Origin of the sequence: Streptomyces sp. NPDC058240, assembly GCF_042882135.1 — a bacterium.
Lineage (GTDB): Bacteria > Actinomycetota > Actinomycetes > Streptomycetales > Streptomycetaceae > Streptomyces.
On record NZ_JBHVWT010000003.1, the window covers coordinates 220,830 to 243,547 of the forward strand.

The following is a 22,718-nucleotide window of genomic DNA, read 5'->3' on the forward strand; positions in this document are numbered from 1 at the left end:
GGAAAACCCCCTCCCACAAAAGACTCTGGAGGAAGGGGGGGGGGGGGGGGGGGTCTTCTTCCCCCGGGGGGTGAACGCCGAAAGGGAGAAGCGCCCCCGGGCGGGGGTGGGGGTTCGCCACCGAATGTGCGGGACGCGCTACGCCTTGGCCTCGCCCAGCAGCTTCTGGAGCCGCGAGACGCCCTCGACGAGGTCGTCGTCGCCCAGGGCGTACGAGAGCCGCAGGTAGCCCGGCGTACCGAAGGCCTCGCCCGGTACGACCGCGACCTCGGCCTCGTCCAGGATCAGCGCCGCCAGCTCCACCGAGGTGGCCGGACGCTTTCCGCGGATCTCCTTGCCGAGCAGCTCCTTCACCGAGGGGTACGCGTAGAACGCGCCCTCGGGCTCCGGGCACAGCACCCCGTCGATCTCGTTGAGCATCCGGACGATGGTCTGCCGGCGCCGGTCGAAGGCGGTACGCATCTCGGCGACCGCGTCCAGGTTCCCGGAGACGGCGGCCAGCGCGGCGACCTGGGCCACGTTGGAGACGTTGGACGTGGCGTGCGACTGGAGGTTGGTCGCGGCCTTGACGACATCCTTCGGGCCGACGATCCAGCCCACCCGCCAGCCGGTCATCGCGTACGTCTTGGCGACACCGTTGACCACGATGCACTTGTCGCGCAGCTCGGGCACGATCGCGGGCAGCGAGGTGAACTTCGCGTCGCCGTAGACCAGGTGCTCGTAGATCTCGTCGGTCAGCACCCACAGGCCGTGCTCGACGGCCCAGCGGCCGATCGCCTCGGCGTCGGCCTCGCTGTACACGGCGCCGGTGGGGTTCGACGGCGAGACGAACAGGACGACCTTCGTGCGCTCGGTGCGCGCCGCCTCCAGCTGCTCGACGGAGACCCGGTAGCCGGTGGTCTCGTCGGCCACGACCTCCACCGGGACGCCGCCGGCCAGCCGGATCGACTCGGGGTAGGTGGTCCAGTACGGAGCGGGGACGATGACCTCGTCGCCCGGGTCGAGGATCGCGGCGAACGCCTCGTAGATGGCCTGCTTGCCACCGTTGGTCACCAGGATCTGCGAGGCGTCGACCTCGTAGCCGGAGTCGCGCAGCGTCTTCTCGGCGATGGCGGCCTTGAGCTCCGGGAGCCCTCCTGTCGGGGTGTAGCGGTGGTACTTCGGGTTGCGGCAGGCCTCGACCGCGGCGTCGACGATGTAGCCGGGGGTCGGGAAGTCGGGCTCACCGGCACCGAAGCCGATCACCGGACGGCCGGCGGCCTTGAGGGCCTTGGCCTTGGCGTCGACGGCGAGGGTGGCGGATTCGGAGATCGCACCGATGCGGGCGGAGACCCGGCGCTCGGAGGGGGAAGTTGCAGCGCTCATGGCCCCCATGGTCCCAGACCGTGATCCCTGTCGGCACAGGGGTTTCAGGGACCGGACACGACTCGGACAGCATGCGGACAAGATGCGACCAGGAGCGGTCGGGAGCTATCTGTTCGACGCCGGGCCGCTGAACACGTACACTCACCTGTCGTTGGCCTTCACCAGCCGCACCGTTTCCGCATCGGAACCATCCGGGGAGATGCGGTAGGTTGGTGGAAACCACAAAGGGTCGTAGCTCAATTGGTAGAGCACTGGTCTCCAAAACCAGCGGTTGGGGGTTCAAGTCCCTCCGGCCCTGCTACACACTCCTTCGCCAGGATGTGTGCGCATGTACGTACTTCAATGCATCGCCGTGCGGCTCCACCGGGCGCGGCACGGCCATGACCCGGAATCAGGTGAGAAGCGTGACGGACGCCGTGGGCTCCATCGACATGCCTGATGCCGAGGATGAAGTACCCGAGTCGAAGAAGAAGACCCGGAAGGGCGGCAAGCGCGGAAAGAAGGGCCCTCTGGGCCGTCTCGCGCTGTTCTACCGCCAGATCGTCGCCGAGTTGCGCAAGGTCGTCTGGCCGACTCGCAGTCAGCTGACGACTTACACCACAGTGGTGATTGTCTTCGTCGTCGTCATGATCGGTCTGGTTACCGTGATTGACTTCGGATTCCAGCGGGTCATCAAGTACGTCTTCGGCTGATCCCGCGGAGGGCGCCTCATGGGCGCCCCTTTCGCATGTTCCACCCATTTGTATCCAGGAAGAAGCAGCCACCGTGTCTGACCCGAACCTGAACGACGCCGTCGAGCCGACGGCGGGCGCCTTCGAGTCCGCCGAGGACGAGCTCGACATCGTCGAGGCGGCGGACGCCGAGGAGCCGGACCAGGCCGAAGCTGCCGACGCCGCCGCGGGTGAGCCCGCCGAGCAGGCCGCCCTGCACGTCGAGGACGAGGAAGAGGCCGCGGAGGCCGAGGCCGACTCCGAGAGCGACGAGGAAGAGGCCGAGCCGGCCGCCCCCGTCGACGCCGTCACGGCCCTGCGCGACGAGCTGCGCGGCCTTCCCGGCGAGTGGTACGTCATCCACACGTACGCCGGTTACGAGAAGCGCGTGAAGGCCAACCTGGAGCAGCGCGCCGTCTCGCTCAACGTCGAGGACTTCATCTACCAGGCCGAAGTGCCCGAGGAAGAGATCGTCCAGATCAAGAACGGCGAGCGCAAGAACGTCCGCCAGAACAAGCTCCCGGGCTACGTCCTGGTGCGCATGGACCTGACGAACGAGTCCTGGGGCGTCGTCCGCAACACCCCCGGCGTCACCGGCTTCGTGGGCAACGCCTACGACCCGTACCCGCTGACCCTGGACGAGATCGTCAAGATGCTCGCCCCGGAGGCCGAGGAGAAGGCCGCCCGCGAGGCCGCCGAGGCCGAGGGCAAGCCGGCTCCGGCCCGCAAGGTCGAGGTCCAGGTGCTCGACTTCGAGGTGGGCGACTCGGTCACCGTCACCGACGGCCCGTTCGCGACGCTGCAGGCGACGATCAACGAGATCAACGCCGACTCGAAGAAGGTCAAGGGTCTCGTCGAGATCTTCGGCCGCGAGACCCCGGTCGAGCTCAGCTTCGACCAGATCCAGAAGAACTAGCGGCTTCCCGCCAGTTTCTGGACACATGCCTACCGAGCAGGTCAGACCGGCTGTGAAGCCCGTCTGACCTGCTCGGTTTTTGGTCGCGCAGCTATACCCGTTATCGTTGTGCGGTATGCCTCCATCCGGATGATCGGACGGCGGCGAAACACTCTCACTAGGACCCGGAGAGAGCAATGCCTCCCAAGAAGAAGAAGGTCACGGGGCTTATCAAGCTCCAGATCAACGCTGGTGCGGCCAACCCGGCCCCGCCGGTCGGCCCCGCGCTCGGCCAGCACGGCGTCAACATCATGGAATTCTGCAAGGCCTACAACGCCGCGACCGAGTCGCAGCGTGGCATGGTCGTGCCGGTGGAGATCACGGTCTACGAAGACCGTTCCTTCACCTTCGTCACCAAGACTCCGCCGGCCGCGAAGCTGATCCTCAAGGCCGCGGGCGTGGAGAAGGGCTCCGGCGAGCCGCACAAGACCAAGGTCGCCAAGCTGACGGCTGCCCAGGTCCGTGAGATCGCCACGACGAAGCTCCCCGACCTGAACGCCAACGACCTCGACGCCGCGTCGAAGATCATCGCTGGCACCGCCCGTTCCATGGGCATCACGGTCGAAGGCTGATTCAGCCCCTCAGATCCTCAGTGGTAGGGCCAAGCGCTGGCCCGCACCACGACTCCACACCCTGAAACCAACAGGAGTAGAAGTGAAGCGCAGCAAGAACCTCCGCGCTGCGGACGCCAAGGTCGACCGGTCGCGCAACTACGCGCCGCTCGAGGCCGTCCGTCTCGCCAAGGACACCGCCTCCACCAAGTTCGACGGCACCGTCGAGGTCGCGTTCTGCCTGGGTGTCGACCCGCGCAAGGCCGACCAGATGGTCCGTGGCACCGTGAACCTCCCGCACGGCACCGGCAAGACCGCCCGGGTCCTGGTCTTCGCGACCGGTGACCGTGCTGCGGCCGCGGAAGCCGCGGGCGCCGACATCGTCGGCGCCGACGAGCTCATCGACGAGGTGGCGAAGGGCCGTCTGGACTTCGACGCCGTCGTCGCGACCCCGGACCTCATGGGCAAGGTCGGCCGCCTCGGCCGGGTGCTCGGTCCGCGTGGTCTGATGCCGAACCCGAAGACCGGCACCGTCACCCCCGATGTCGTGAAGGCTGTCAACGACATCAAGGGCGGCAAGATCGAGTTCCGCGTCGACAAGCACTCGAACCTGCACTTCATCATCGGCAAGACCTCGTTCGACGAGACCAAGCTGGTGGAGAACTACGCAGCGGCGCTGGAGGAGATCCTCCGTCTGAAGCCGTCCGCCGCCAAGGGCCGCTACATCAAGAAGGCCACCCTGGCCACCACGATGGGCCCCGGCATCCCGCTGGACGCCAACCGCACCCGTAACCTCCTCGTCGAGGAGGACCCGGCCGCCGTCTGAGCCCTCGCGCTCGGCAGCAAGCCGCGTCACGTGTGACATTGACGGGCCCCGCAACCTTTCGAGGTGCGGGGCCCGTCCTCGTATCCGTATTGCCGGGGGCTGTGTCGGAGCCGTGCGTTAGCGTGAGGCCCCGACAGAGCCGAACGAGGGGTGGAAGCTGACATGAGGACCAATACCGTGCGACGCGTGTGTCTGTCGGTGGCGGCGGCAGCGGCGCTGACGTCGGTCGCGGCCTGCAGCGGATCGGACAGCGGCAAGAGCGACAACAACGGCGGCGGCGTCGTGAAGGCCGACCCGATCGCCGCGCTGCTCGACGTACAGAAGAAGACCGGTGGGGAGAGCTCGGCGAAGGTCGAGGGCACCACCCAGATGGGCACCACCATGTCCATGAACCAGAGCGGCACCATCGACTGGACCGACGGTCTCACCGGCGCCATGGAGATTACCTACACCGGCGGCAGCATGGCGGACGCCATGAAGCAGACCGGCGGCACCGGCACGATGCAGGCCCGCTACTTCAAGGACGGCTACGTCGTCAACATGGGCGACGGCTTCGCGAAGCAGACCGGCGGCAAGCACTGGATCAGCTACGGCTACGCCGACCTCGCCAAGATAGCGGGCGCCTCCGGCGAGGCCATGAAGCAGCAGATGCAGAACACCACCCCCGACCAGGGCGTGAAGTCACTGCTGGCCTCCGGCGACGTGAAGAAGGTCGGCAAGGAGGATGTACGGGGCGTCTCCGCCACGCACTACTCCGGCACCGTCGACGTCGCCGCTCTGACCGCGAAGAACTCCGAGCTCGACGCCGACCAGCTGGAGCAGCTGAAGAAGCAGCTGAGCGACGCCGGCATCACCACGGAGAAGGTCGACATCTGGGTCGATGACAACGATCTGCTGGTCAAGAAGACCGAGCGCGGCCAGATGAAGACCGGCGAGCTCAACTCGACGGTGTACTACAGCGACTACGGGACGAAGGTCTCGGTCGAGCAGCCCCCGGCCGCCGACACGGTCGACTTCGCCGAGCTGCTGAAGCAGCAGCAGGGAGCCGGTTCGGGCGCGTCCTGAACCTCCCGGGCCGCCCCGAGCGGGACGGATTTGCTCGGCGCGACTTCGGTCGCGTACTCTCCTACAGAAGCCAAAGACCGCTGGTCGTTGCTGCGCCCTCGCAAGAGGGAACAGTGACCGAAGGATCCGTTGAGTACGGGCGACCTGCGCAGGTGACTGTGGAAAGCTCCCGGACTTCGTTCGGTCGAGCTACGCCCTGGCGCCTGCGCCGGGGCGTTTCGTCTTTCCCGGCCCCTTCTGAGCGGTCCTCATCACCCGGAAGGAGGCCGACGCTCATGGCAAGGCCCGACAAGGCTGCCGCGGTAGCCGAGCTGACGGACCAGTTCCGCAGCTCGAACGCCGCCGTGCTGACCGAGTACCGGGGTCTCACCGTGGCGCAGCTCAAGACGCTGCGTCGTTCGCTCGGTGAGAACGCCCAGTACGCCGTGGTGAAGAACACGCTGACCAAGATTGCGGCCAACGAGGCCGGGATCACTTCGCTGGACGACCAGTTCACTGGTCCGACGGCGGTTGCCTTCATCACCGGTGACCCGGTGGAGTCGGCGAAGGGTCTTCGTGACTTCGCCAAGGAAAACCCCAACCTCATCATCAAGGGCGGTGTCCTTGACGGTAAGGCGCTGACCGCGGATGAGATCAAGAAGCTCGCGGACCTCGAGTCCCGCGAGGTTCTGCTCGCCAAGCTGGCGGGCGCCATGAAGGGCAAGCAGACTCAGGCTGCTCAGGTCTTCCAGGCGCTCCCGTCGAAGTTCGTCCGCACCGCGGAGGCGCTTCGTGCCAAGCAGGCCGAGCAGGGCGGTGCCGAGTAATTCGGCTCGCGCAATGATCGTCGCCCACTAGGGAGACGGTCGCAGCGGGCCGAATGTACGCCCGCCTACATGTAACTCCGGCACCTGCCGAATTAGTGGAAGGACGCCATCATGGCGAAGCTGTCCCAGGACGACCTGCTCGCGCAGTTCGAAGAGATGACCCTCATCGAGCTCTCCGAGTTCGTGAAGGCCTTCGAGGAGAAGTTCGACGTCACCGCCGCCGCGGCCGTCGCCGTCGCCGGTCCGGCCGGCCCGGGTGCCGTTGCCGAGGCCGTCGAGGAGCAGGACGAGTTCGACGTCATCCTCACCGGCGCCGGCGAGAAGAAGATCCAGGTCATCAAGGTCGTGCGTGAGCTGACCTCGCTGGGTCTGAAGGAGGCCAAGGACCTCGTCGACGGCACCCCGAAGCCGGTCCTCGAGAAGGTCGCCAAGGAGGCCGCCGAGAAGGCTGCCGAGTCCCTCAAGGCCGCCGGCGCTTCCGTCGAGGTCAAGTGACTCAGGGAGTCTGCTGACTCCTTCCGGCGCCCCGTGCCGCACGGCACGGACGTCATCTGACGAAGGGCGATCACCCATCCGGGTGGTCGCCCTTCGGCGTACCCGAGGCGGCTGCCTTGCTCTTCCCGCGCCGACGAGTATGGTGATCTTCGCCGTTGCCTCTCGTGGGCGGCCGACCGGCGCCGGGAGGCGGTCGGGTGAGGACCTCGGGGCCTTGTCCCCGCAGGGGGGCCTTGACGAACCGCACGCGGCGCGCAATTCTCAGGACGCGTCGTCACATCGATCCGAATCCGAGGCATGGATCGTGGGCGAAGCGGGCAGTAAAGAAGAGCGCACCACGCGCAAGGGCTAGCCATAGGTGTTGAGAACAAGCTGTTGAGAGCAACGTGGGTCTCTGAGAACCCCGACTGGACATCAGTGTGCCGTTTGGCTACACTGACCCTTTGCGCTGCCTGTTAGCTGCCTCCTGCCCGTCACCAGGGGCATGCCCTCGCTTGAGCACCGACGACGGATCGTCTCTGACCTGGCCTTCTTCGGTCGAATCAGGAACCGACTGTCATCGTGTCCGGCTTGGGACCGGTACGCGCGTAGTGAGTCCGAGCCCTCGGAAGGACCCCCTCTTGGCCGCCTCGCGCAACGCCTCGACCGCGAATACGAACAACGGTGCCAGCACCGCCCCGCTGCGCATCTCCTTTGCAAAGATCAAGGAGCCCCTCGAGGTTCCGAACCTCCTCGCGCTGCAGACCGAGAGCTTTGACTGGCTCCTCGGCAATGCCGCATGGAAGGCTCGCGTCGAGGCTGCTCTGGACAGTGGACAGAACGTCCCGACCAAGTCCGGCCTGGAAGAGATCTTCGAGGAGATCTCGCCGATCGAGGACTTCTCCGGGTCGATGTCGCTGACTTTCCGCGACCACCGCTTCGAGCCCCCGAAGAACTCGATCGACGAGTGCAAGGAGCGCGACTTCACGTTCGCCGCCCCGCTCTTCGTCACCGCCGAGTTCACCAACAACGAGACCGGCGAGATCAAGTCCCAGACGGTCTTCATGGGCGACTTCCCGCTCATGACCAACAAGGGCACCTTCGTCATCAACGGCACCGAGCGTGTCGTCGTGTCGCAGCTGGTCCGCTCGCCGGGTGTCTACTTCGACTCCTCCATCGACAAGACGTCCGACAAGGACATCTTCTCCGCCAAGATCATCCCGTCCCGGGGTGCCTGGCTGGAGATGGAGATCGACAAGCGCGACATGGTCGGTGTCCGCATCGACCGCAAGCGCAAGCAGTCCGTCACCGTTCTCCTGAAGGCTCTCGGTTGGACGACCGAGCAGATCCTGGAGGAGTTCGGCGAGTACGAGTCGATGCGCGCCACCCTGGAGAAGGACCACACCCAGGGCCAGGACGACGCGCTGCTCGACATCTACCGCAAGCTGCGTCCGGGCGAGCCGCCCACCCGTGAGGCCGCTCAGACGCTGCTCGAGAACCTCTACTTCAACCCGAAGCGCTACGACCTCGCGAAGGTCGGCCGCTACAAGGTGAACAAGAAGCTCGGCGCCGACGAGCCGCTGGACGCCGGTGTGCTCACCAGCGACGACGTCATCGCGACGATCAAGTACCTGGTCAAGCTGCACGCCGGTGAGACCGAGACGGTCGGCGAGTCCGGTCGCTCGATCATGGTCGAGACCGACGACATCGACCACTTCGGCAACCGTCGTATCCGCAACGTCGGCGAGCTGATCCAGAACCAGGTCCGTACGGGTCTCGCCCGTATGGAGCGCGTCGTGCGCGAGCGCATGACCACTCAGGACGTCGAGGCGATCACGCCGCAGACCCTGATCAACATCCGGCCGGTCGTCGCCTCCATCAAGGAGTTCTTCGGCACCAGCCAGCTGTCCCAGTTCATGGACCAGAACAACCCGCTGTCGGGCCTGACGCACAAGCGTCGTCTCAACGCCCTCGGCCCGGGTGGTCTCTCCCGTGAGCGGGCCGGCTTCGAAGTCCGTGACGTGCACCCGTCGCACTACGGCCGCATGTGCCCGATCGAGACGCCGGAAGGACCGAACATCGGTCTGATCGGCTCGCTGGCCTCCTACGGCCGGATCAACGCGTTCGGCTTCATCGAGACGCCGTACCGCAAGGTCGTCGAGGGCCAGGTCACCGACGAGGTCGACTACCTGACCGCCGACGAGGAGGACCGCTTCGTCATCGCGCAGGCCAACGCGCCGCTGACCGACGAGCTCCGGTTCGCCGAGTCCCGCGTGCTGGTCCGCCGCCGTGGCGGCGAGGTCGACTACGTGCCCGGCACGGACGTCGACTACATGGACGTCTCGCCGCGCCAGATGGTGTCCGTCGCGACCGCGATGATCCCGTTCCTGGAGCACGACGACGCCAACCGTGCCCTCATGGGCGCGAACATGATGCGGCAGGCGGTGCCGCTGATCAAGTCGGAGGCCCCGCTCGTCGGCACCGGCATGGAGTACCGCTGCGCCACCGACGCCGGCGACGTGCTCAAGGCCGAGAAGGACGGTGTGGTCCAGGAGGTCTCCGCGGACTACATCACCGTCACCAACGACGACGGCACGTACACCACGTACCGCATCGCCAAGTTCATGCGCTCCAACCAGGGCACCTCGGTCAACCAGAAGGTTGTCGTCTCCGAGGGCGACCGGGTCGTCGCCGACCAGGTCCTCGCCGACGGTCCGGCCACCGAGTTCGGTGAGATGGCCCTCGGCAAGAACCTGCTCGTGGCGTTCATGCCGTGGGAGGGTCACAACTACGAGGACGCGATCATCCTGTCGCAGCGCCTCGTGCAGGACGACGTCCTCTCCTCGATCCACATCGAGGAGCACGAGGTCGACGCCCGTGACACCAAGCTCGGCCCGGAGGAGATCACCCGGGACATCCCGAACGTCTCCGAAGAGGTCCTCGCCGACCTCGACGAGCGCGGCATCATCCGTATCGGTGCCGAGGTCGTCGCCGGTGACATCCTCGTCGGCAAGGTCACGCCCAAGGGTGAGACCGAGCTGACCCCCGAGGAGCGCCTGCTCCGCGCGATCTTCGGTGAGAAGGCGCGCGAGGTGCGCGACACCTCGCTGAAGGTGCCGCACGGTGAGATCGGCAAGGTCATCGGCGTTCGCGTCTTCGACCGCGAAGAGGGCGACGAGCTGCCGCCGGGCGTGAACCAGCTGGTCCGCGTCTACGTCGCACAGAAGCGCAAGATCACCGACGGTGACAAGCTCGCCGGCCGTCACGGCAACAAGGGCGTCATCTCAAAGATCCTGCCGATCGAGGACATGCCGTTCCTGGAGGACGGCACCCCGGTCGACATCATCCTCAACCCGCTGGGTGTCCCGTCCCGAATGAACCCGGGACAGGTCCTGGAGATCCACCTCGGCTGGCTCGCCAGCCGCGGCTGGGACGTCTCCGGCCTCGGTGACGAGTGGGCCAAGCGCCTGCAGGCCATCGGCGCCGACCAGGTCGCCCCCGGCACCAACGTCGCCACCCCCGTCTTCGACGGTGCGCGCGAGGACGAGATCTCCGGTCTCTTCGAGGCCACGATCCCGAACCGCGACGGCGACCGCCTGGTACAGCCCTCCGGCAAGGCCAACCTGTACGACGGCCGCTCCGGCGAGCCGTTCCCGGAGCCGGTCTCGGTCGGCTACATGTACATCCTGAAGCTGCACCACCTCGTCGACGACAAGCTGCACGCTCGTTCGACGGGCCCGTACTCCATGATCACCCAGCAGCCGCTGGGTGGTAAGGCTCAGTTCGGTGGACAGCGATTCGGTGAGATGGAGGTGTGGGCCCTTGAGGCTTACGGCGCCGCATACGCCCTCCAGGAGCTCCTGACGATCAAGTCCGACGACGTGACCGGCCGCGTGAAGGTCTACGAGGCCATCGTCAAGGGCGAGAACATCCCTGAGCCGGGCATCCCTGAGTCCTTCAAGGTGCTCATCAAGGAAATGCAGTCGCTCTGCCTCAACGTGGAGGTGCTGTCCTCGGACGGCATGTCCATCGAGATGCGCGACACGGACGAGGACGTCTTCCGCGCGGCGGAGGAGCTCGGTATCGACCTGTCCCGGCGCGAGCCGAGCAGCGTCGAAGAGGTCTGACGGGTTGGCCGGCCGGATCCCAGTGATCCGGCCGGCTCTCCCCGGACCCGTTCAGACCATTGCTGAAGTGCCCCGATTTCTCGCCTGACGCGAGGGGGCTCGAACCCCCGAAAGAGGGATTGACGACAAGTGCTCGACGTCAACTTCTTCGACGAGCTGCGGATCGGCCTTGCCACCGCGGACGACATCCGGACCTGGTCCCACGGCGAAGTGAAGAAGCCGGAGACCATCAACTACCGCACGCTCAAGCCCGAAAAGGACGGACTCTTCTGCGAGAAGATCTTCGGTCCGACCCGGGACTGGGAGTGCTACTGCGGCAAGTACAAGCGTGTCCGCTTCAAGGGCATCATCTGTGAGCGCTGTGGCGTCGAGGTCACGCGCGCCAAGGTGCGTCGTGAGCGTATGGGTCACATCGAGCTTGCCGCTCCCGTCACCCACATCTGGTACTTCAAGGGCGTCCCGTCGCGCCTGGGCTACCTCCTCGACCTCGCGCCGAAGGACCTCGAGAAGGTCATCTACTTCGCCGCGTACATGATCACGTTCGTGGACGAGGAGCGCCGTACGCGCGACCTGCCGTCGCTGGAGGCGCACGTCTCCGTCGAGCGTCAGCAGATCGAGAACCGCCGCGACGCCGACCTCGAAGCCCGCGCCAAGAAGCTCGAGACCGATCTGGCCGAGCTGGAGGCCGAGGGCGCCAAGGCCGACGTGCGCCGCAAGGTGCGCGAAGGTGCCGAGCGTGAGATGAAGCAGCTGCGCGACCGTGCGCAGCGCGAGATCGACCGCCTCGACGAGGTGTGGAGCCGCTTCAAGAACCTCAAGGTCCAGGACCTGGAGGGCGACGAGCTGCTCTACCGCGAGCTGCGTGACCGCTTCGGCACGTACTTCGACGGCTGCATGGGTGCCGCCGCCCTGCAGAAGCGCCTGGAGTCCTTCGACCTCGACGAGGAGGCCGAGCGCCTCCGCGAGATCATCCGTACCGGCAAGGGCCAGAAGAAGACCCGTGCGCTCAAGCGCCTCAAGGTCGTCTCCGCGTTCCTGCAGACCAGCAACAAGCCCAAGGGCATGGTGCTCGACTGCGTGCCGGTCATCCCGCCGGACCTGCGTCCGATGGTGCAGCTGGACGGTGGCCGCTTCGCGACCTCCGACCTGAACGACCTGTACCGCCGCGTGATCAACCGCAACAACCGCCTCAAGCGTCTCCTTGACCTCGGTGCCCCCGAGATCATCGTGAACAACGAGAAGCGGATGCTGCAGGAGGCCGTCGACGCGCTGTTCGACAACGGCCGCCGCGGTCGCCCGGTCACCGGTCCCGGCAACCGCCCGCTCAAGTCCCTCAGCGACATGCTGAAGGGCAAGCAGGGTCGATTCCGTCAGAACCTTCTCGGTAAGCGTGTGGACTACTCCGCGCGTTCCGTGATCGTCGTCGGCCCGCAGCTCAAGCTGCACCAGTGCGGTCTGCCGAAGGCCATGGCGCTGGAGCTCTTCAAGCCGTTCGTGATGAAGCGCCTGGTCGACCTGAACCACGCGCAGAACATCAAGTCGGCCAAGCGCATGGTCGAGCGCGGCCGCACGGTCGTGTACGACGTCCTGGAAGAGGTCATCGCCGAGCACCCGGTTCTCCTGAACCGTGCGCCGACGCTGCACCGCCTCGGCATCCAGGCCTTCGAGCCGCAGCTGGTCGAGGGCAAGGCCATCCAGATCCACCCGCTGGTCTGCACCGCGTTCAACGCGGACTTCGACGGTGACCAGATGGCCGTGCACCTGCCGCTCTCCGCGGAGGCGCAGGCCGAGGCCCGCATCCTGATGCTGTCCTCGAACAACATCCTGAAGCCGGCCGACGGTCGTCCCGTCACCATGCCGACCCAGGACATGGTGCTGGGCCTGTTCTTCCTCACCACGGACGAGGAGGAGCGCAAGGTCATCGGCCAGGGCCGTTCCTTCGGTTCCACGGCCGAGGCGATCATGGCCTTCGACGCCCGCGAGCTGTCGCTCCAGGCCAAGGTCGACATCCGCTTCCCGGTGGGCACCATCCCGCCGCGCGGCTGGGTGCCGCCGGTCGCCGAGGAAGGCGAGCAGGAGTACCAGCAGGGCGACACGTTCCGGCTGCGTACGTCCCTGGGCCGCGCGCTCTTCAACGAGCTGCTGCCCGAGGACTACCCGTTCGTCGACTACTCGGTCGGCAAGAAGCAGCTCTCCGAGATCGTCAACGACCTCGCCGAGCGCTACCCCAAGGTCATCGTGGCGGCGACGCTCGACAACCTGAAGGCGGCGGGCTTCCACTGGGCGACCCGTTCCGGTGTCACCGTGGCCATCTCCGACGTCGTGGTCCCCGAGGCCAAGAAGGCGATCGTCGCCGGCTACGAGGCGCAGGACGAGAAGGTCCAGAAGCAGTACGAGCGCGGTCTGATCACCAAGGACGAGCGCACGCAGGAGCTCATCGCGATCTGGACCAAGGCGACCAACGAGGTTGCCGAGGCGATGAACGCGAACTTCCCCAAGACGAACCCCATCTTCATGATGGTTGACTCGGGTGCCCGAGGAAACATGATGCAGATGCGTCAGATCGCCGGTATGCGTGGTCTGGTGTCCAACGCCAAGAACGAGACGATCCCGCGTCCCATCAAGGCGTCCTTCCGTGAGGGCCTCACCGTTCTGGAGTACTTCATCTCCACGCACGGTGCCCGTAAGGGTCTGGCGGACACCGCCCTGCGTACCGCCGACTCGGGTTACCTGACCCGTCGTCTGGTGGACGTCTCGCAGGACGTGATCATTCGCGAGGAGGACTGCGGCACCGACCGCGGCCTCAAGCTGAAGATCGCCGTCAAGGGTGCGGACGGTGTGCTCCGCAAGACGGAGGACGTCGAGACCTCGGTCTACGCCCGCATGCTCGCCGAGGACGTCGTCGTCGACGGCAAGGTCATCGCGCCTGCCAACGTCGACCTCGGTGACGTCCTGATCGACGCCCTGGTGGGCGCCGGCGTCGAGGAGGTCAAGACCCGTTCGGTCCTGACCTGTGAGTCCGCGGTCGGCACCTGTGCCTTCTGCTACGGACGCTCGCTCGCCACCGGCAAGCTGGTCGACATCGGTGAGGCGGTCGGCATCATCGCCGCCCAGTCCATCGGTGAGCCCGGTACCCAGCTGACGATGCGTACCTTCCACACCGGTGGTGTGGCCGGTGACGACATCACCCAGGGTCTGCCCCGAGTCGTCGAGCTCTTCGAAGCCCGTACGCCCAAGGGTGTCGCCCCGATCTCGGAGTCCGCGGGCCGGGTCCGGATCGAGGAGACCGAGAAGACCAAGAAGCTCGTGGTCACGCCGGACGACGGCAGCGACGAGATCCCCTTCCCGATCTCGAAGCGCGCCCGTCTGCTCGTGGGCGAGGGCGACCACGTCGAGGTGGGCCAGAAGCTCACCGTGGGTGCCACCAACCCGCACGACGTGCTGCGGATCCTCGGTCAGCGCGCGGTCCAGGTCCACCTGGTCGGCGAGGTCCAGAAGGTCTACAACTCGCAGGGTGTGTCGATCCACGACAAGCACATCGAGATCATCATCCGGCAGATGCTGCGCCGCGTGACGATCATCGAGTCCGGCGACGCGGAGCTGCTGCCGGGCGAACTCGTCGAGCGCTCGAAGTTCGAGACCGAGAACCGTCGTGTGGTCACCGAGGGCGGTCACCCCGCCTCCGGCCGTCCGCAGCTGATGGGTATCACCAAGGCCTCGCTGGCGACGGAGTCGTGGCTGTCCGCGGCTTCCTTCCAGGAGACGACCAGGGTCCTGACGGACGCGGCGATCAACGCCAAGTCCGACTCCCTGATCGGTCTCAAGGAGAACGTCATCATCGGTAAGCTCATCCCGGCCGGTACGGGTCTGTCCCGCTACCGCAACATTCGGGTCGAGCCGACCGAGGAGGCCAAGGCCGCGATGTACTCGGCCGTCGGCTACGACGACATCGACTACTCGCCGTTCGGCACGGGCTCCGGCCAGGCCGTTCCGCTGGAGGACTACGACTACGGTCCGTACAACCAGTAAGCGAGTCGCTTGACCGACCGGAGGGCGGTCACCCCGTTTCGTACGGGGTGGCCGCCCTCCGGCGTGTGATACGTCACTGTCGTGCGTCGGACGGAGCCTCCGAGCGGCCCGGCAACGGGCCCCGGAGGCCCCTGTACGGGGCTGTGGAGGGCCGTGCGGGGTGCGGTGGCCATGCGTACGGGTCGGGACAAGCCGGGCACTCGTCCAGGCGTGTCCCGGTGGACAGCATTTGTTTTGACCGGAGTCGACGAGGTAGGTACGCTCAGACCTTGTGCCTGGGGTGTGCCTGGGCTCGTGTGCGTGTCCTCAACCGCATGGCGAGTCCGTCAGTGGCTACCGCAATCTGCGCTCCTTCTGCCTTGCGGCAGAAGCCTGCAGTATTCGACACACCCGACCGCGTGGGTCGGTGACGTTCCAGGTTAGTTTCACGAACGGCACACAGAAACCGGAGAAGTAGTGCCTACGATCCAGCAGCTGGTCCGGAAGGGCCGGCAGGACAAGGTCGAGAAGAACAAGACGCCCGCGCTCGAGGGTTCGCCCCAGCGCCGCGGCGTCTGCACGCGTGTGTTCACGACCACCCCGAAGAAGCCGAACTCGGCACTCCGTAAGGTCGCGCGTGTGCGTCTGACCTCCGGTATCGAGGTCACGGCCTACATCCCGGGTGAGGGACACAACCTGCAGGAGCACTCGATCGTGCTCGTGCGTGGTGGCCGTGTGAAGGACCTGCCGGGTGTTCGTTACAAGATCATCCGCGGCTCGCTCGACACCCAGGGTGTCAAGAACCGCAAGCAGGCCCGCAGCCGCTACGGCGCCAAGAAGGAGAAGTAAGAATGCCTCGTAAGGGCCCCGCCCCGAAGCGCCCGGTCATCATCGACCCGGTCTACAGCTCTCCTCTTGTCACCTCGCTGATCAACAAGATCCTGCTGGACGGCAAGCGTTCCACCGCCGAGCGGATCGTGTACGGCGCCATGGAAGGCCTCCGCGAGAAGACCGGCAACGACCCGGTCATCACGCTGAAGCGCGCGCTTGAGAACGTCAAGCCCTCGCTCGAGGTCAAGTCCCGCCGTGTCGGTGGCGCCACCTACCAGGTGCCGATCGAGGTCAAGCCCGGTCGCGCCTCCACCCTCGCCCTGCGCTGGCTCGTGGGCTACTCCCGCGCCCGCCGCGAGAAGACCATGACCGAGCGCCTCATGAACGAGCTGCTCGACGCCTCCAACGGTCTTGGCGCTGCCGTCAAGAAGCGCGAGGACACCCACAAGATGGCCGAGTCCAACAAGGCCTTCGCGCACTACCGCTGGTAGTCGCTACCCACATCGAGACCGAGAGAAGATTGAGCCTTATGGCCACCACTTCGCTTGACCTGGCCAAGGTCCGCAACATCGGGATCATGGCCCACATCGACGCGGGCAAGACGACCACCACTGAGCGGATCCTGTTCTACACCGGCGTCTCGTACAAGATCGGTGAAGTCCACGACGGCGCTGCCACGATGGACTGGATGGAGCAGGAGCAGGAGCGCGGCATCACGATCACGTCCGCCGCGACGACCTGTCACTGGCCGCTCAATGATGTTGACCACACCATCAACATCATCGACACCCCGGGTCACGTCGACTTCACCGTCGAGGTGGAGCGTTCGCTCCGCGTCCTCGACGGTGCCGTCACCGTGTTCGACGGTGTCGCCGGCGTCGAGCCGCAGTCCGAGACCGTCTGGCGTCAGGCGGACCGCTACGGCGTGCCGCGTATCTGCTTCGTCAACAAGCTCGACCGCACCGGTGCCGAGTTCCACCGCTGCGTCGACATGATCGTCGACCGCCTCGGTGCGGTTCCGCTGGTCATGCAGCTCCCCATCGGCGCCGAGGCCGGCTTCCGTGGCGTCGTCGACCTCGTGTCGATGAAGGCCTTCGTGTGGCCGGAAGAGGCAGCCAAGGGTGAGATGTACGACACGGTCGACATCCCGGACACCCACGTCGAGGCGGCTCAGGAGTGGCGCGGCAAGCTCCTTGAGGCCGTTGCCGAGCACGACGACCAGATGATGGAGCTGTACCTGGAGGGCGAGGAGCCCACCCAGGAGCAGCTGCACGAGGCGATCCGTCGGATCACCCTGGCGTCCAAGGGCAGTGCCGACTCCATCACCGTCACCCCGGTGTTCTGTGGCACCGCGTTCAAGAACAAGGGCGTCCAGCCCCTGCTCGACGCGGTCGTCCGCTACCTGCCTTCCCCCCTGGACGTCGAGGCCATCGAGGGCCACGACGTCAAGGACCCCGAGGTTGTCGTCAAGCGCAAGCCCTCGGACGACGAGCCGTTCTCCGGCCTGGCGTTCAAGATCGCGAGCGACCCGCACCTCGGCAAGCTCACCTTCGTCCGGATCTACTCCGGTCGCCTCGAGGCCGGCACCGCGGTGCTGAACTCGGTCAAGGGCAAGAAGGAGCGCATCGGCAAGATCTACCGCATGCACGCGAACAAGCGTGAGGAGATCGCGTCGGTGGGCGCCGGCGACATCATCGCCGTCATGGGCCTGAAGCAGACCACCACCGGTGAGACGCTGTGTGACGACAAGAACCCGGTCATCCTGGAGTCCATGGACTTCCCGGCGCCGGTCATTCAGGTCGCCATCGAGCCCAAGTCCAAGGGTGACCAGGAGAAGCTGGGTGTCGCCATCCAGCGCCTCTCCGAGGAGGACCCGTCCTTCCAGGTGCACTCCGACGAGGAGACCGGCCAGACCATCATCGGTGGTATGGGCGAGCTTCACCTCGAGGTGCTCGTCGACCGCATGAAGCGCGAGTTCCGCGTCGAGGCGAACGTCGGCAAGCCGCAGGTCGCGTACCGCGAGACGATCCGCAAGGCCGTCGAGCGCATCGACTACACGCACAAGAAGCAGACTGGTGGTACCGGCCAGTTCGCGAAGGTGCAGATCGCCCTTGAGCCCATCGAGGGTGGCGACGCGTCCTACGAGTTCGTCAACAAGGTCACCGGTGGCCGCATCCCCCGTGAGTACATCCCCTCGGTGGACGCGGGTGCCCAGGAAGCCATGCAGTTCGGCATCCTGGCCGGCTACGAGATGGTGGGCGTCCGCGTCACCCTTCTCGACGGTGGTTACCACGAGGTCGACTCCTCCGAGCTCGCCTTCAAGATCGCCGGTTCGCAGGCGTTCAAGGAGGGTGCCCGCAAGGCGTCCCCCGTGCTCCTGGAGCCGATGATGGCCGTCGAGGTCACCACGCCCGAGGACTACATGGGCGATGTCATCGGCGACCTCAACTCCCGCCGTGGCCAGATCCAGGCCATGGAGGAGCGCAGCGGCGCTCGCGTCGTGAAGGGCCTCGTGCCCCTCTCGGAGATGTTCGGCTACGTCGGAGACCTCCGCAGCAAGACCTCGGGTCGCGCAAGCTACTCGATGCAGTTCGACTCCTACGCCGAGGTTCCGCGGAACGTCGCCGAGGAGATCATCGCGAAGGCCAAGGGCGAGTAACTCTCCCGAGCTCACGCTTTAGGCTTGTCACCGGAGCCTGGTGGGGCATTCGTCGCAGAGCGCAAGCAATGCGGTGAATGCCCCCGGCCCCGGCATCCCAGCAAAGATCACCTGGCGCCGATGAAGCAAGGCGTACAGAACCACTCCACAGGAGGACCCAGTGGCGAAGGCGAAGTTCGAGCGGACTAAGCCGCACGTCAACATCGGCACCATCGGTCACATTGACCACGGTAAGACGACCCTCACGGCCGCCATTACCAAGGTGCTGCACGACGCGTACCCGGACCTGAACGAGGCCTCGGCCTTCGACCAGATCGACAAGGCTCCCGAGGAGCGCCAGCGCGGTATCACGATCTCGATCGCGCACGTCGAGTACCAGACGGAGTCGCGTCACTACGCGCACGTCGACTGCCCGGGTCACGCGGACTACATCAAGAACATGATCACGGGTGCCGCGCAGATGGACGGCGCCATCCTCGTGGTCGCCGCCACCGACGGCCCGATGCCGCAGACCAAGGAGCACGTGCTCCTGGCCCGCCAGGTCGGCGTTCCGTACATCGTCGTCGCCCTGAACAAGGCCGACATGGTGGACGACGAGGAGATCCTGGAGCTCGTCGAGCTCGAGGTCCGTGAGCTCCTCTCCGAGTACGAGTTCCCGGGCGACGACCTGCCGGTCGTCAAGGTCTCGGCGCTCAAGGCGCTCGAGGGCGACAAGGAGTGGGGCCAGACCGTCCTCGACCTGATGAAGGCCGTCGACGAGAACATCCCGCAGCCCGAGCGTGACGTCGACAAGCCGTTCCTGATGCCGATCGAGGACGTCTTCACGATCACCGGTCGTGGCACCGTCGTCACCGGTCGTATCGAGCGTGGCATCCTCAAGGTCAACGAGACCGTCGACATCGTCGGTATCAAGACCGAGAAGACCACCACCACGGTCACCGGCATCGAGATGTTCCGCAAGCTGCTCGACGAGGGCCAGGCCGGTGAGAACGTCGGTCTGCTCCTCCGTGGCATCAAGCGCGAGGACGTCGAGCGCGGCCAGGTCATCATCAAGCCCGGTTCGGTCACGCCGCACACCGAGTTCGAGGCCCAGGCCTACATCCTGTCGAAGGACGAGGGTGGCCGTCACACCCCCTTCTTCAACAACTACCGCCCGCAGTTCTACTTCCGTACCACGGACGTGACGGGCGTTGTGACCCTTCCCGAGGGCACCGAGATGGTCATGCCGGGCGACAACACCGTCATGAACGTCTCGCTGATCCAGCCCGTCGCCATGGAAGAGGGCCTGAAGTTCGCCATCCGTGAGGGTGGCCGGACCGTGGGCGCCGGCCAGGTCACCAAGATCGTCAAGTAATTACCTGACTGTCTGACCTGGTTGCTCCGCACAGAGCACCGAGAAGGGCCCCGGCCCGCCGCGCAAGCGGTGGACCGGGGCCCTTCGTCATGTGTACGGGCGAGGCGCAGGGCCTGTGCGGCCCTGATCCGCCGCACCGGCCCTCCCTCAGGGGCGCCAGAGCCAGGGCAGGGCGTCGGGCCCCAGGGCCACCACCGTCGCCCGGCCGTCCTTCCCGACATGCAGGACCGGCCCGTCCAGCGCCACCGGACCGCGCCGTCGCACGAAGAGCCCGCGCGGCGTACGGAGCTGGAGGAGGCCCTTGGCGGTGCGGCCGAGCAGCACCGGGGCGCCCGGCGTCCCGGCGGCGGCCACCGGGCCGTACCCGTCGAAGCCCGCCCGGTCCCGGATCACGCGCCCGTACCCGTCGATGCCGGTCTCGTCCGCAGTCTCCCCGGTCCGTACGGTCGTCAGGGCGGCCTTCGCCGCCGCGCGGTAGAACAGCTCGATGCTCCCGTCCGCCCCCGGCAGCGCCGCCGGACCGTCCCCGGGCACCGGCACCCCGGTGATCTGGGTGCGCGCGGTCAGCGCGTCGCCGGGCGCGTCCTGCGTCCAGTGATGCACCGCGAAATGGCCCGCCGCGAAGACATGGACACAGCCCTCGGCGTCCACCACGGCACTCAGCCCGTCCTGGATCTCGCCGCCGCCCATGTCCAGCCACCCGCTCCACCGGCCGGCCGTGTCCCGTACCCGGGTACTGAGACCCTTCTCCGCGTTCCGCACGAAGAGATGCACCCGCCCGTCGGGCGCGGCGACCGCGACCGGGACACCGATCCGGCGCCCGCCGTCGTGGTCGCGCACCGGGTTCCCCAGCCCCTGCCAGGCGCGGAAGGCGCCGCCGGGGGAGCGCTGCTCCAGCGCGACGATCTCGCGTTCGTTGTCCGCGCCGTGCCCGCTGAGCGCCGAGAACCGCAGCCCGAAGAGCAGATGGCGCCCGTCCGGCAGCGTCGCGCTGCCCAGGACCGGGGCGAGCGGGCCGCCGCCGAGGTCGTCCGGCGCGTCCCACTCCCCGCTGCCCGGTGCGCTCTCGCGCCGGCGCACCGCCCGCAGGCCCAGCACCCCGTACGTGACGAGCCGGCCGTCCGGTTCGGCGGCGACGGCGGGCCGGGGGCCCGGGTAGCGGTAGTGGGTGGACCGTACCCAGCCCTTCCGGTTGGTCAGCGGCCGGTTGCCGCCCACGCCGTAGTCCCCGCAGCCCGCCGGGTTGCCGCACCGCCAGTCGGCCGAGCCGCCGTACGGCACCAGGTGCGAGGCCTTCTCGGCCAGCACGGCGGGCGGCAGGTTCTTCGGCCAGTGCCGGTTGTAGTAGCCCCGGAACGCGGTGGTGGCGAAGCTCGGCACCTCGCCGCCGTTCTTGGTGGTCCCTGCCACCCACCGGATCAGCGACGCCCAGGTGAACAGCGCGGTGGCGGTGTGGTCGGGATGGTCGGAGTAGCCGCGCTGCTCGCTGTCCCGGCGGCGGACCGCCTCGCTGCTGTGCTGGATGTCGGGGTCCGGGTCCATGGTGTGCAGGATGCTCGGCCGGTACCGGTCGAACAGCCCGACCAGGACGTCGATCAGCCCGTCGTAGGTGTACGAACCCGCCTTCGTCAGCGGGGAGCCGTCGGCGACGACGGTCGGCAGGACCAGGCGCCGGTCCTGCCAGAGGCTGGGCAGTCCGAGACGCCCGTACGAGGTGTGCATGGCGGTGTTGATGAAGATCAGCTCGACCCTGCGGCCCCGGTACCGGAGGGTGTTGATCTCGGCGCGGTGGCCGCCGTGCAGCTCGATGACGGACTTGTGCCACGGGTTGAACCTGCCGAGGCCGAGCAGGGTCGCGTACGCCTGGCGGAGCCCCTGGTGACGCGCGGAGGAGTACGCGGCCTTGTCCGGCGCGGGCAGCGGGCGGCCCGGCGGGCGATTGATGCCCGTGGCCTCGCCGCCGGTCAGATAGACGCAGACCAGCGGGGTTCCGGCGTCGAGGGCCTGCTGGGTGTCCGGGTTCATGAAGTACAGGTCGTCGTCCGGGTGGGCGAGGATCTGCATCATCTGGGCCGGGTGCGAGGTACTGATCGGCAGTCCGGGCATCGGGTCCGCGGCGGGATCGCGGCGGCGGGGCGGCGAGGGCGCCGTGCAGGCGGCGAGAGCCGCCAGGCCGGTCGCGCCGGCCGCCGCCATCACAGTGCGCCGCGGCACTCCCGACCGGGATGCGCGCAACGCGGGTCGATCCGTCACACCGTGCTCCGTCCACTTCCCCCGCAGCGGGCGGCTGTGCGGCCCTGTGCTGCGTGCCGAATCCGTGCAGGTCGCGGCGGGGGGTGAGCCGCTGCTGCGGGGGGAGAGACGGAGATTCCAGGGGGCGGGTTGCCTGGGTATCCACGGGTGTGACCCGAACAGCTCAACTCGCGGGTGTACGCACCATGAACACGTCGACCGGGTCCTGCCGCTCCTCGGTGAACCCGTGCCGTTCGTAGAGCGCGCGGGCGGAGCTGCCCTGCAGCACGTCCAGCCGTACGGTCGCGCCCTCCTCGTCGGCCCGCGCGAGCAGCGAGCGGAGTACCGCGGTGCCGATGCCGCGCCCCTGGAGGGCGGTGGAGAGATAGAAGTTCTCCAGCCACAGCCCGCCCTCGACCGGGCGCAGGGTGACGCAGCCCGCGAACTCCCCGTCCGCGACGACGACCGAGGTGTGCTCCGGCGCGTAGTTGTCCCGCAGCCGCTGTCGTACGCGGTGCTCGTCGTAGCGCCCGAGCCGCTCCAGGTCGGGGCGCATCACGGCGGCCCTGAGCTCGGCAATCGCCTCGACGTCCTCGGGCCGGGCGGGGCGCAGGGCCCAGGTCGCGGTGGTATGTGCGGGCATGGCCGGAGTCTGTCAGAGGCTGAACGCTGGGGCCGAGTCGGGGCACTGACCGTGCCGGAGGATTCCGGCGAGTGGGTGGAGGCGACCCACGAGGGGTTGTTGCTGAGGCATG

16 protein-coding genes and 1 tRNA gene are annotated in these 22,718 nt (G+C 67.1%); 14 read left to right on the forward strand and 3 right to left on the reverse strand.

Features of this window, described 5'->3' with window-relative positions:
• Positions 1 to 138: 138 nt before the first annotated feature.
• On the reverse strand, positions 139 to 1,365 hold the full coding sequence (locus tag ACFVX4_RS08820; RefSeq protein WP_389973469.1) for a pyridoxal phosphate-dependent aminotransferase: 1,227 nt from the start codon (positions 1,363 to 1,365) through the stop codon (positions 139 to 141).
• A gap of 225 nt (positions 1,366 to 1,590) precedes the next feature.
• On the opposite strand from ACFVX4_RS08820, the gene ACFVX4_RS08825 reads away from it, so the two are divergent.
• The 14 genes from ACFVX4_RS08825 to tuf all read left to right on the forward strand — a co-directional run bounded on the left by ACFVX4_RS08825 (position 1,591) and on the right by tuf (position 19,731).
• Positions 1,591 to 1,663 (forward strand) — tRNA-Trp (locus ACFVX4_RS08825).
• Between the two features lie 106 nt (positions 1,664 to 1,769).
• Positions 1,770 to 2,057, forward strand: coding sequence for a preprotein translocase subunit SecE (gene secE / locus ACFVX4_RS08830; protein ID WP_093540775.1), 288 nt, complete (start codon positions 1,770 to 1,772; stop codon positions 2,055 to 2,057).
• Between the two features lie 73 nt (positions 2,058 to 2,130).
• Positions 2,131 to 2,991: a transcription termination/antitermination protein NusG gene (nusG, locus tag ACFVX4_RS08835; RefSeq protein ID WP_389973471.1), complete on the forward strand. Its 861-nt coding sequence runs from the start codon at positions 2,131 to 2,133 to the stop codon at positions 2,989 to 2,991.
• Between the two features lie 176 nt (positions 2,992 to 3,167).
• On the forward strand, positions 3,168 to 3,602 hold the full coding sequence (gene rplK, locus ACFVX4_RS08840; RefSeq protein ID WP_006126872.1) for a 50S ribosomal protein L11: 435 nt from the start codon (positions 3,168 to 3,170) through the stop codon (positions 3,600 to 3,602).
• 82 nt (positions 3,603 to 3,684) lie between these two features.
• The gene (gene rplA / locus ACFVX4_RS08845; RefSeq protein WP_266415520.1) at positions 3,685 to 4,407 is read left to right on the forward strand and encodes a 50S ribosomal protein L1; all 723 of its coding nucleotides are present in this window, start codon (positions 3,685 to 3,687) and stop codon (positions 4,405 to 4,407) included.
• Positions 4,408 to 4,569: 162 nt separating this feature from the next.
• Positions 4,570 to 5,472 carry a hypothetical protein gene (locus ACFVX4_RS08850; protein WP_389973473.1) on the forward strand — a complete coding sequence of 301 codons (903 nt, stop codon included), beginning with the start codon at positions 4,570 to 4,572 and terminating at the stop codon, positions 5,470 to 5,472.
• Positions 5,473 to 5,747: 275 nt separating this feature from the next.
• Positions 5,748 to 6,278: a 50S ribosomal protein L10 gene (gene rplJ / locus ACFVX4_RS08855; RefSeq protein WP_266415516.1), complete on the forward strand. Its 531-nt coding sequence runs from the start codon at positions 5,748 to 5,750 to the stop codon at positions 6,276 to 6,278.
• Positions 6,279 to 6,389: 111 nt separating this feature from the next.
• Positions 6,390 to 6,773: a 50S ribosomal protein L7/L12 gene (rplL, locus tag ACFVX4_RS08860; RefSeq protein ID WP_072485559.1), complete on the forward strand. Its 384-nt coding sequence runs from the start codon at positions 6,390 to 6,392 to the stop codon at positions 6,771 to 6,773.
• Positions 6,774 to 7,393: 620 nt separating this feature from the next.
• On the forward strand, positions 7,394 to 10,879 hold the full coding sequence (rpoB, locus tag ACFVX4_RS08865) for a DNA-directed RNA polymerase subunit beta (RefSeq protein ID WP_389973475.1): 3,486 nt from the start codon (positions 7,394 to 7,396) through the stop codon (positions 10,877 to 10,879).
• 129 nt (positions 10,880 to 11,008) lie between these two features.
• Positions 11,009 to 14,908 (forward strand): DNA-directed RNA polymerase subunit beta', encoded by a 3,900-nt coding sequence (locus ACFVX4_RS08870; protein WP_093540768.1) that lies wholly within the window; start codon positions 11,009 to 11,011, stop codon positions 14,906 to 14,908.
• A gap of 456 nt (positions 14,909 to 15,364) precedes the next feature.
• On the forward strand, positions 15,365 to 15,736 hold the full coding sequence (gene rpsL / locus ACFVX4_RS08875; RefSeq protein ID WP_003948652.1) for a 30S ribosomal protein S12: 372 nt from the start codon (positions 15,365 to 15,367) through the stop codon (positions 15,734 to 15,736).
• Between the two features lie 2 nt (positions 15,737 to 15,738).
• Complete coding sequence (rpsG, locus tag ACFVX4_RS08880) at positions 15,739 to 16,209, forward strand: 30S ribosomal protein S7 (RefSeq protein ID WP_007445917.1); 471 nt, start codon at positions 15,739 to 15,741, stop codon at positions 16,207 to 16,209.
• 38 nt (positions 16,210 to 16,247) lie between these two features.
• Positions 16,248 to 18,377: an elongation factor G gene (gene fusA / locus ACFVX4_RS08885; protein ID WP_317860923.1), complete on the forward strand. Its 2,130-nt coding sequence runs from the start codon at positions 16,248 to 16,250 to the stop codon at positions 18,375 to 18,377.
• Between the two features lie 160 nt (positions 18,378 to 18,537).
• Entirely contained in the window at positions 18,538 to 19,731 is a 1,194-nt protein-coding gene (tuf, locus tag ACFVX4_RS08890; protein WP_266415496.1) for an elongation factor Tu, read from the forward strand.
• A 147-nt stretch (positions 19,732 to 19,878) separates the two neighbouring features.
• On the opposite strand, the gene ACFVX4_RS08895 is transcribed toward tuf, so the two are convergent.
• Both ACFVX4_RS08895 and ACFVX4_RS08900 read right to left on the reverse strand, forming a co-directional pair.
• Positions 19,879 to 21,927 (reverse strand): PIG-L family deacetylase, encoded by a 2,049-nt coding sequence (locus ACFVX4_RS08895; RefSeq protein ID WP_389974002.1) that lies wholly within the window; start codon positions 21,925 to 21,927, stop codon positions 19,879 to 19,881.
• Positions 21,928 to 22,147: 220 nt separating this feature from the next.
• Positions 22,148 to 22,606, reverse strand: a complete 459-nt coding sequence (locus tag ACFVX4_RS08900) for a GNAT family N-acetyltransferase (protein ID WP_389973478.1) — start codon at positions 22,604 to 22,606, stop codon at positions 22,148 to 22,150.
• Positions 22,607 to 22,718: the final 112 nt, after the last annotated feature.

Excerpts from the sequence above, each read along its gene's own strand:
- rpsG (WP_007445917.1), top strand. The coding sequence starts at position 15,739 with ATGCCTCGTAAGGGCCCCGCCCCGAAGCGCCCGGTCATCATCGACCCG.
- ACFVX4_RS08850 (WP_389973473.1), top strand. The coding sequence starts at position 4,570 with ATGAGGACCAATACCGTGCGACGCGTGTGTCTGTCGGTGGCGGCGGCA.
- ACFVX4_RS08900 (WP_389973478.1), bottom strand. The coding sequence starts at position 22,606 with ATGCCCGCACATACCACCGCGACCTGGGCCCTGCGCCCCGCCCGGCCC.
- ACFVX4_RS08820 (WP_389973469.1), bottom strand. The coding sequence starts at position 1,365 with ATGAGCGCTGCAACTTCCCCCTCCGAGCGCCGGGTCTCCGCCCGCATC.
- rplJ (WP_266415516.1), top strand. The coding sequence starts at position 5,748 with ATGGCAAGGCCCGACAAGGCTGCCGCGGTAGCCGAGCTGACGGACCAG.
- rplK (WP_006126872.1), top strand. The coding sequence starts at position 3,168 with ATGCCTCCCAAGAAGAAGAAGGTCACGGGGCTTATCAAGCTCCAGATC.
- ACFVX4_RS08895 (WP_389974002.1), bottom strand. The coding sequence starts at position 21,927 with ATGGCGGCGGCCGGCGCGACCGGCCTGGCGGCTCTCGCCGCCTGCACG.
- fusA (WP_317860923.1), top strand. The coding sequence starts at position 16,248 with ATGGCCACCACTTCGCTTGACCTGGCCAAGGTCCGCAACATCGGGATC.
- rplL (WP_072485559.1), top strand. The coding sequence starts at position 6,390 with ATGGCGAAGCTGTCCCAGGACGACCTGCTCGCGCAGTTCGAAGAGATG.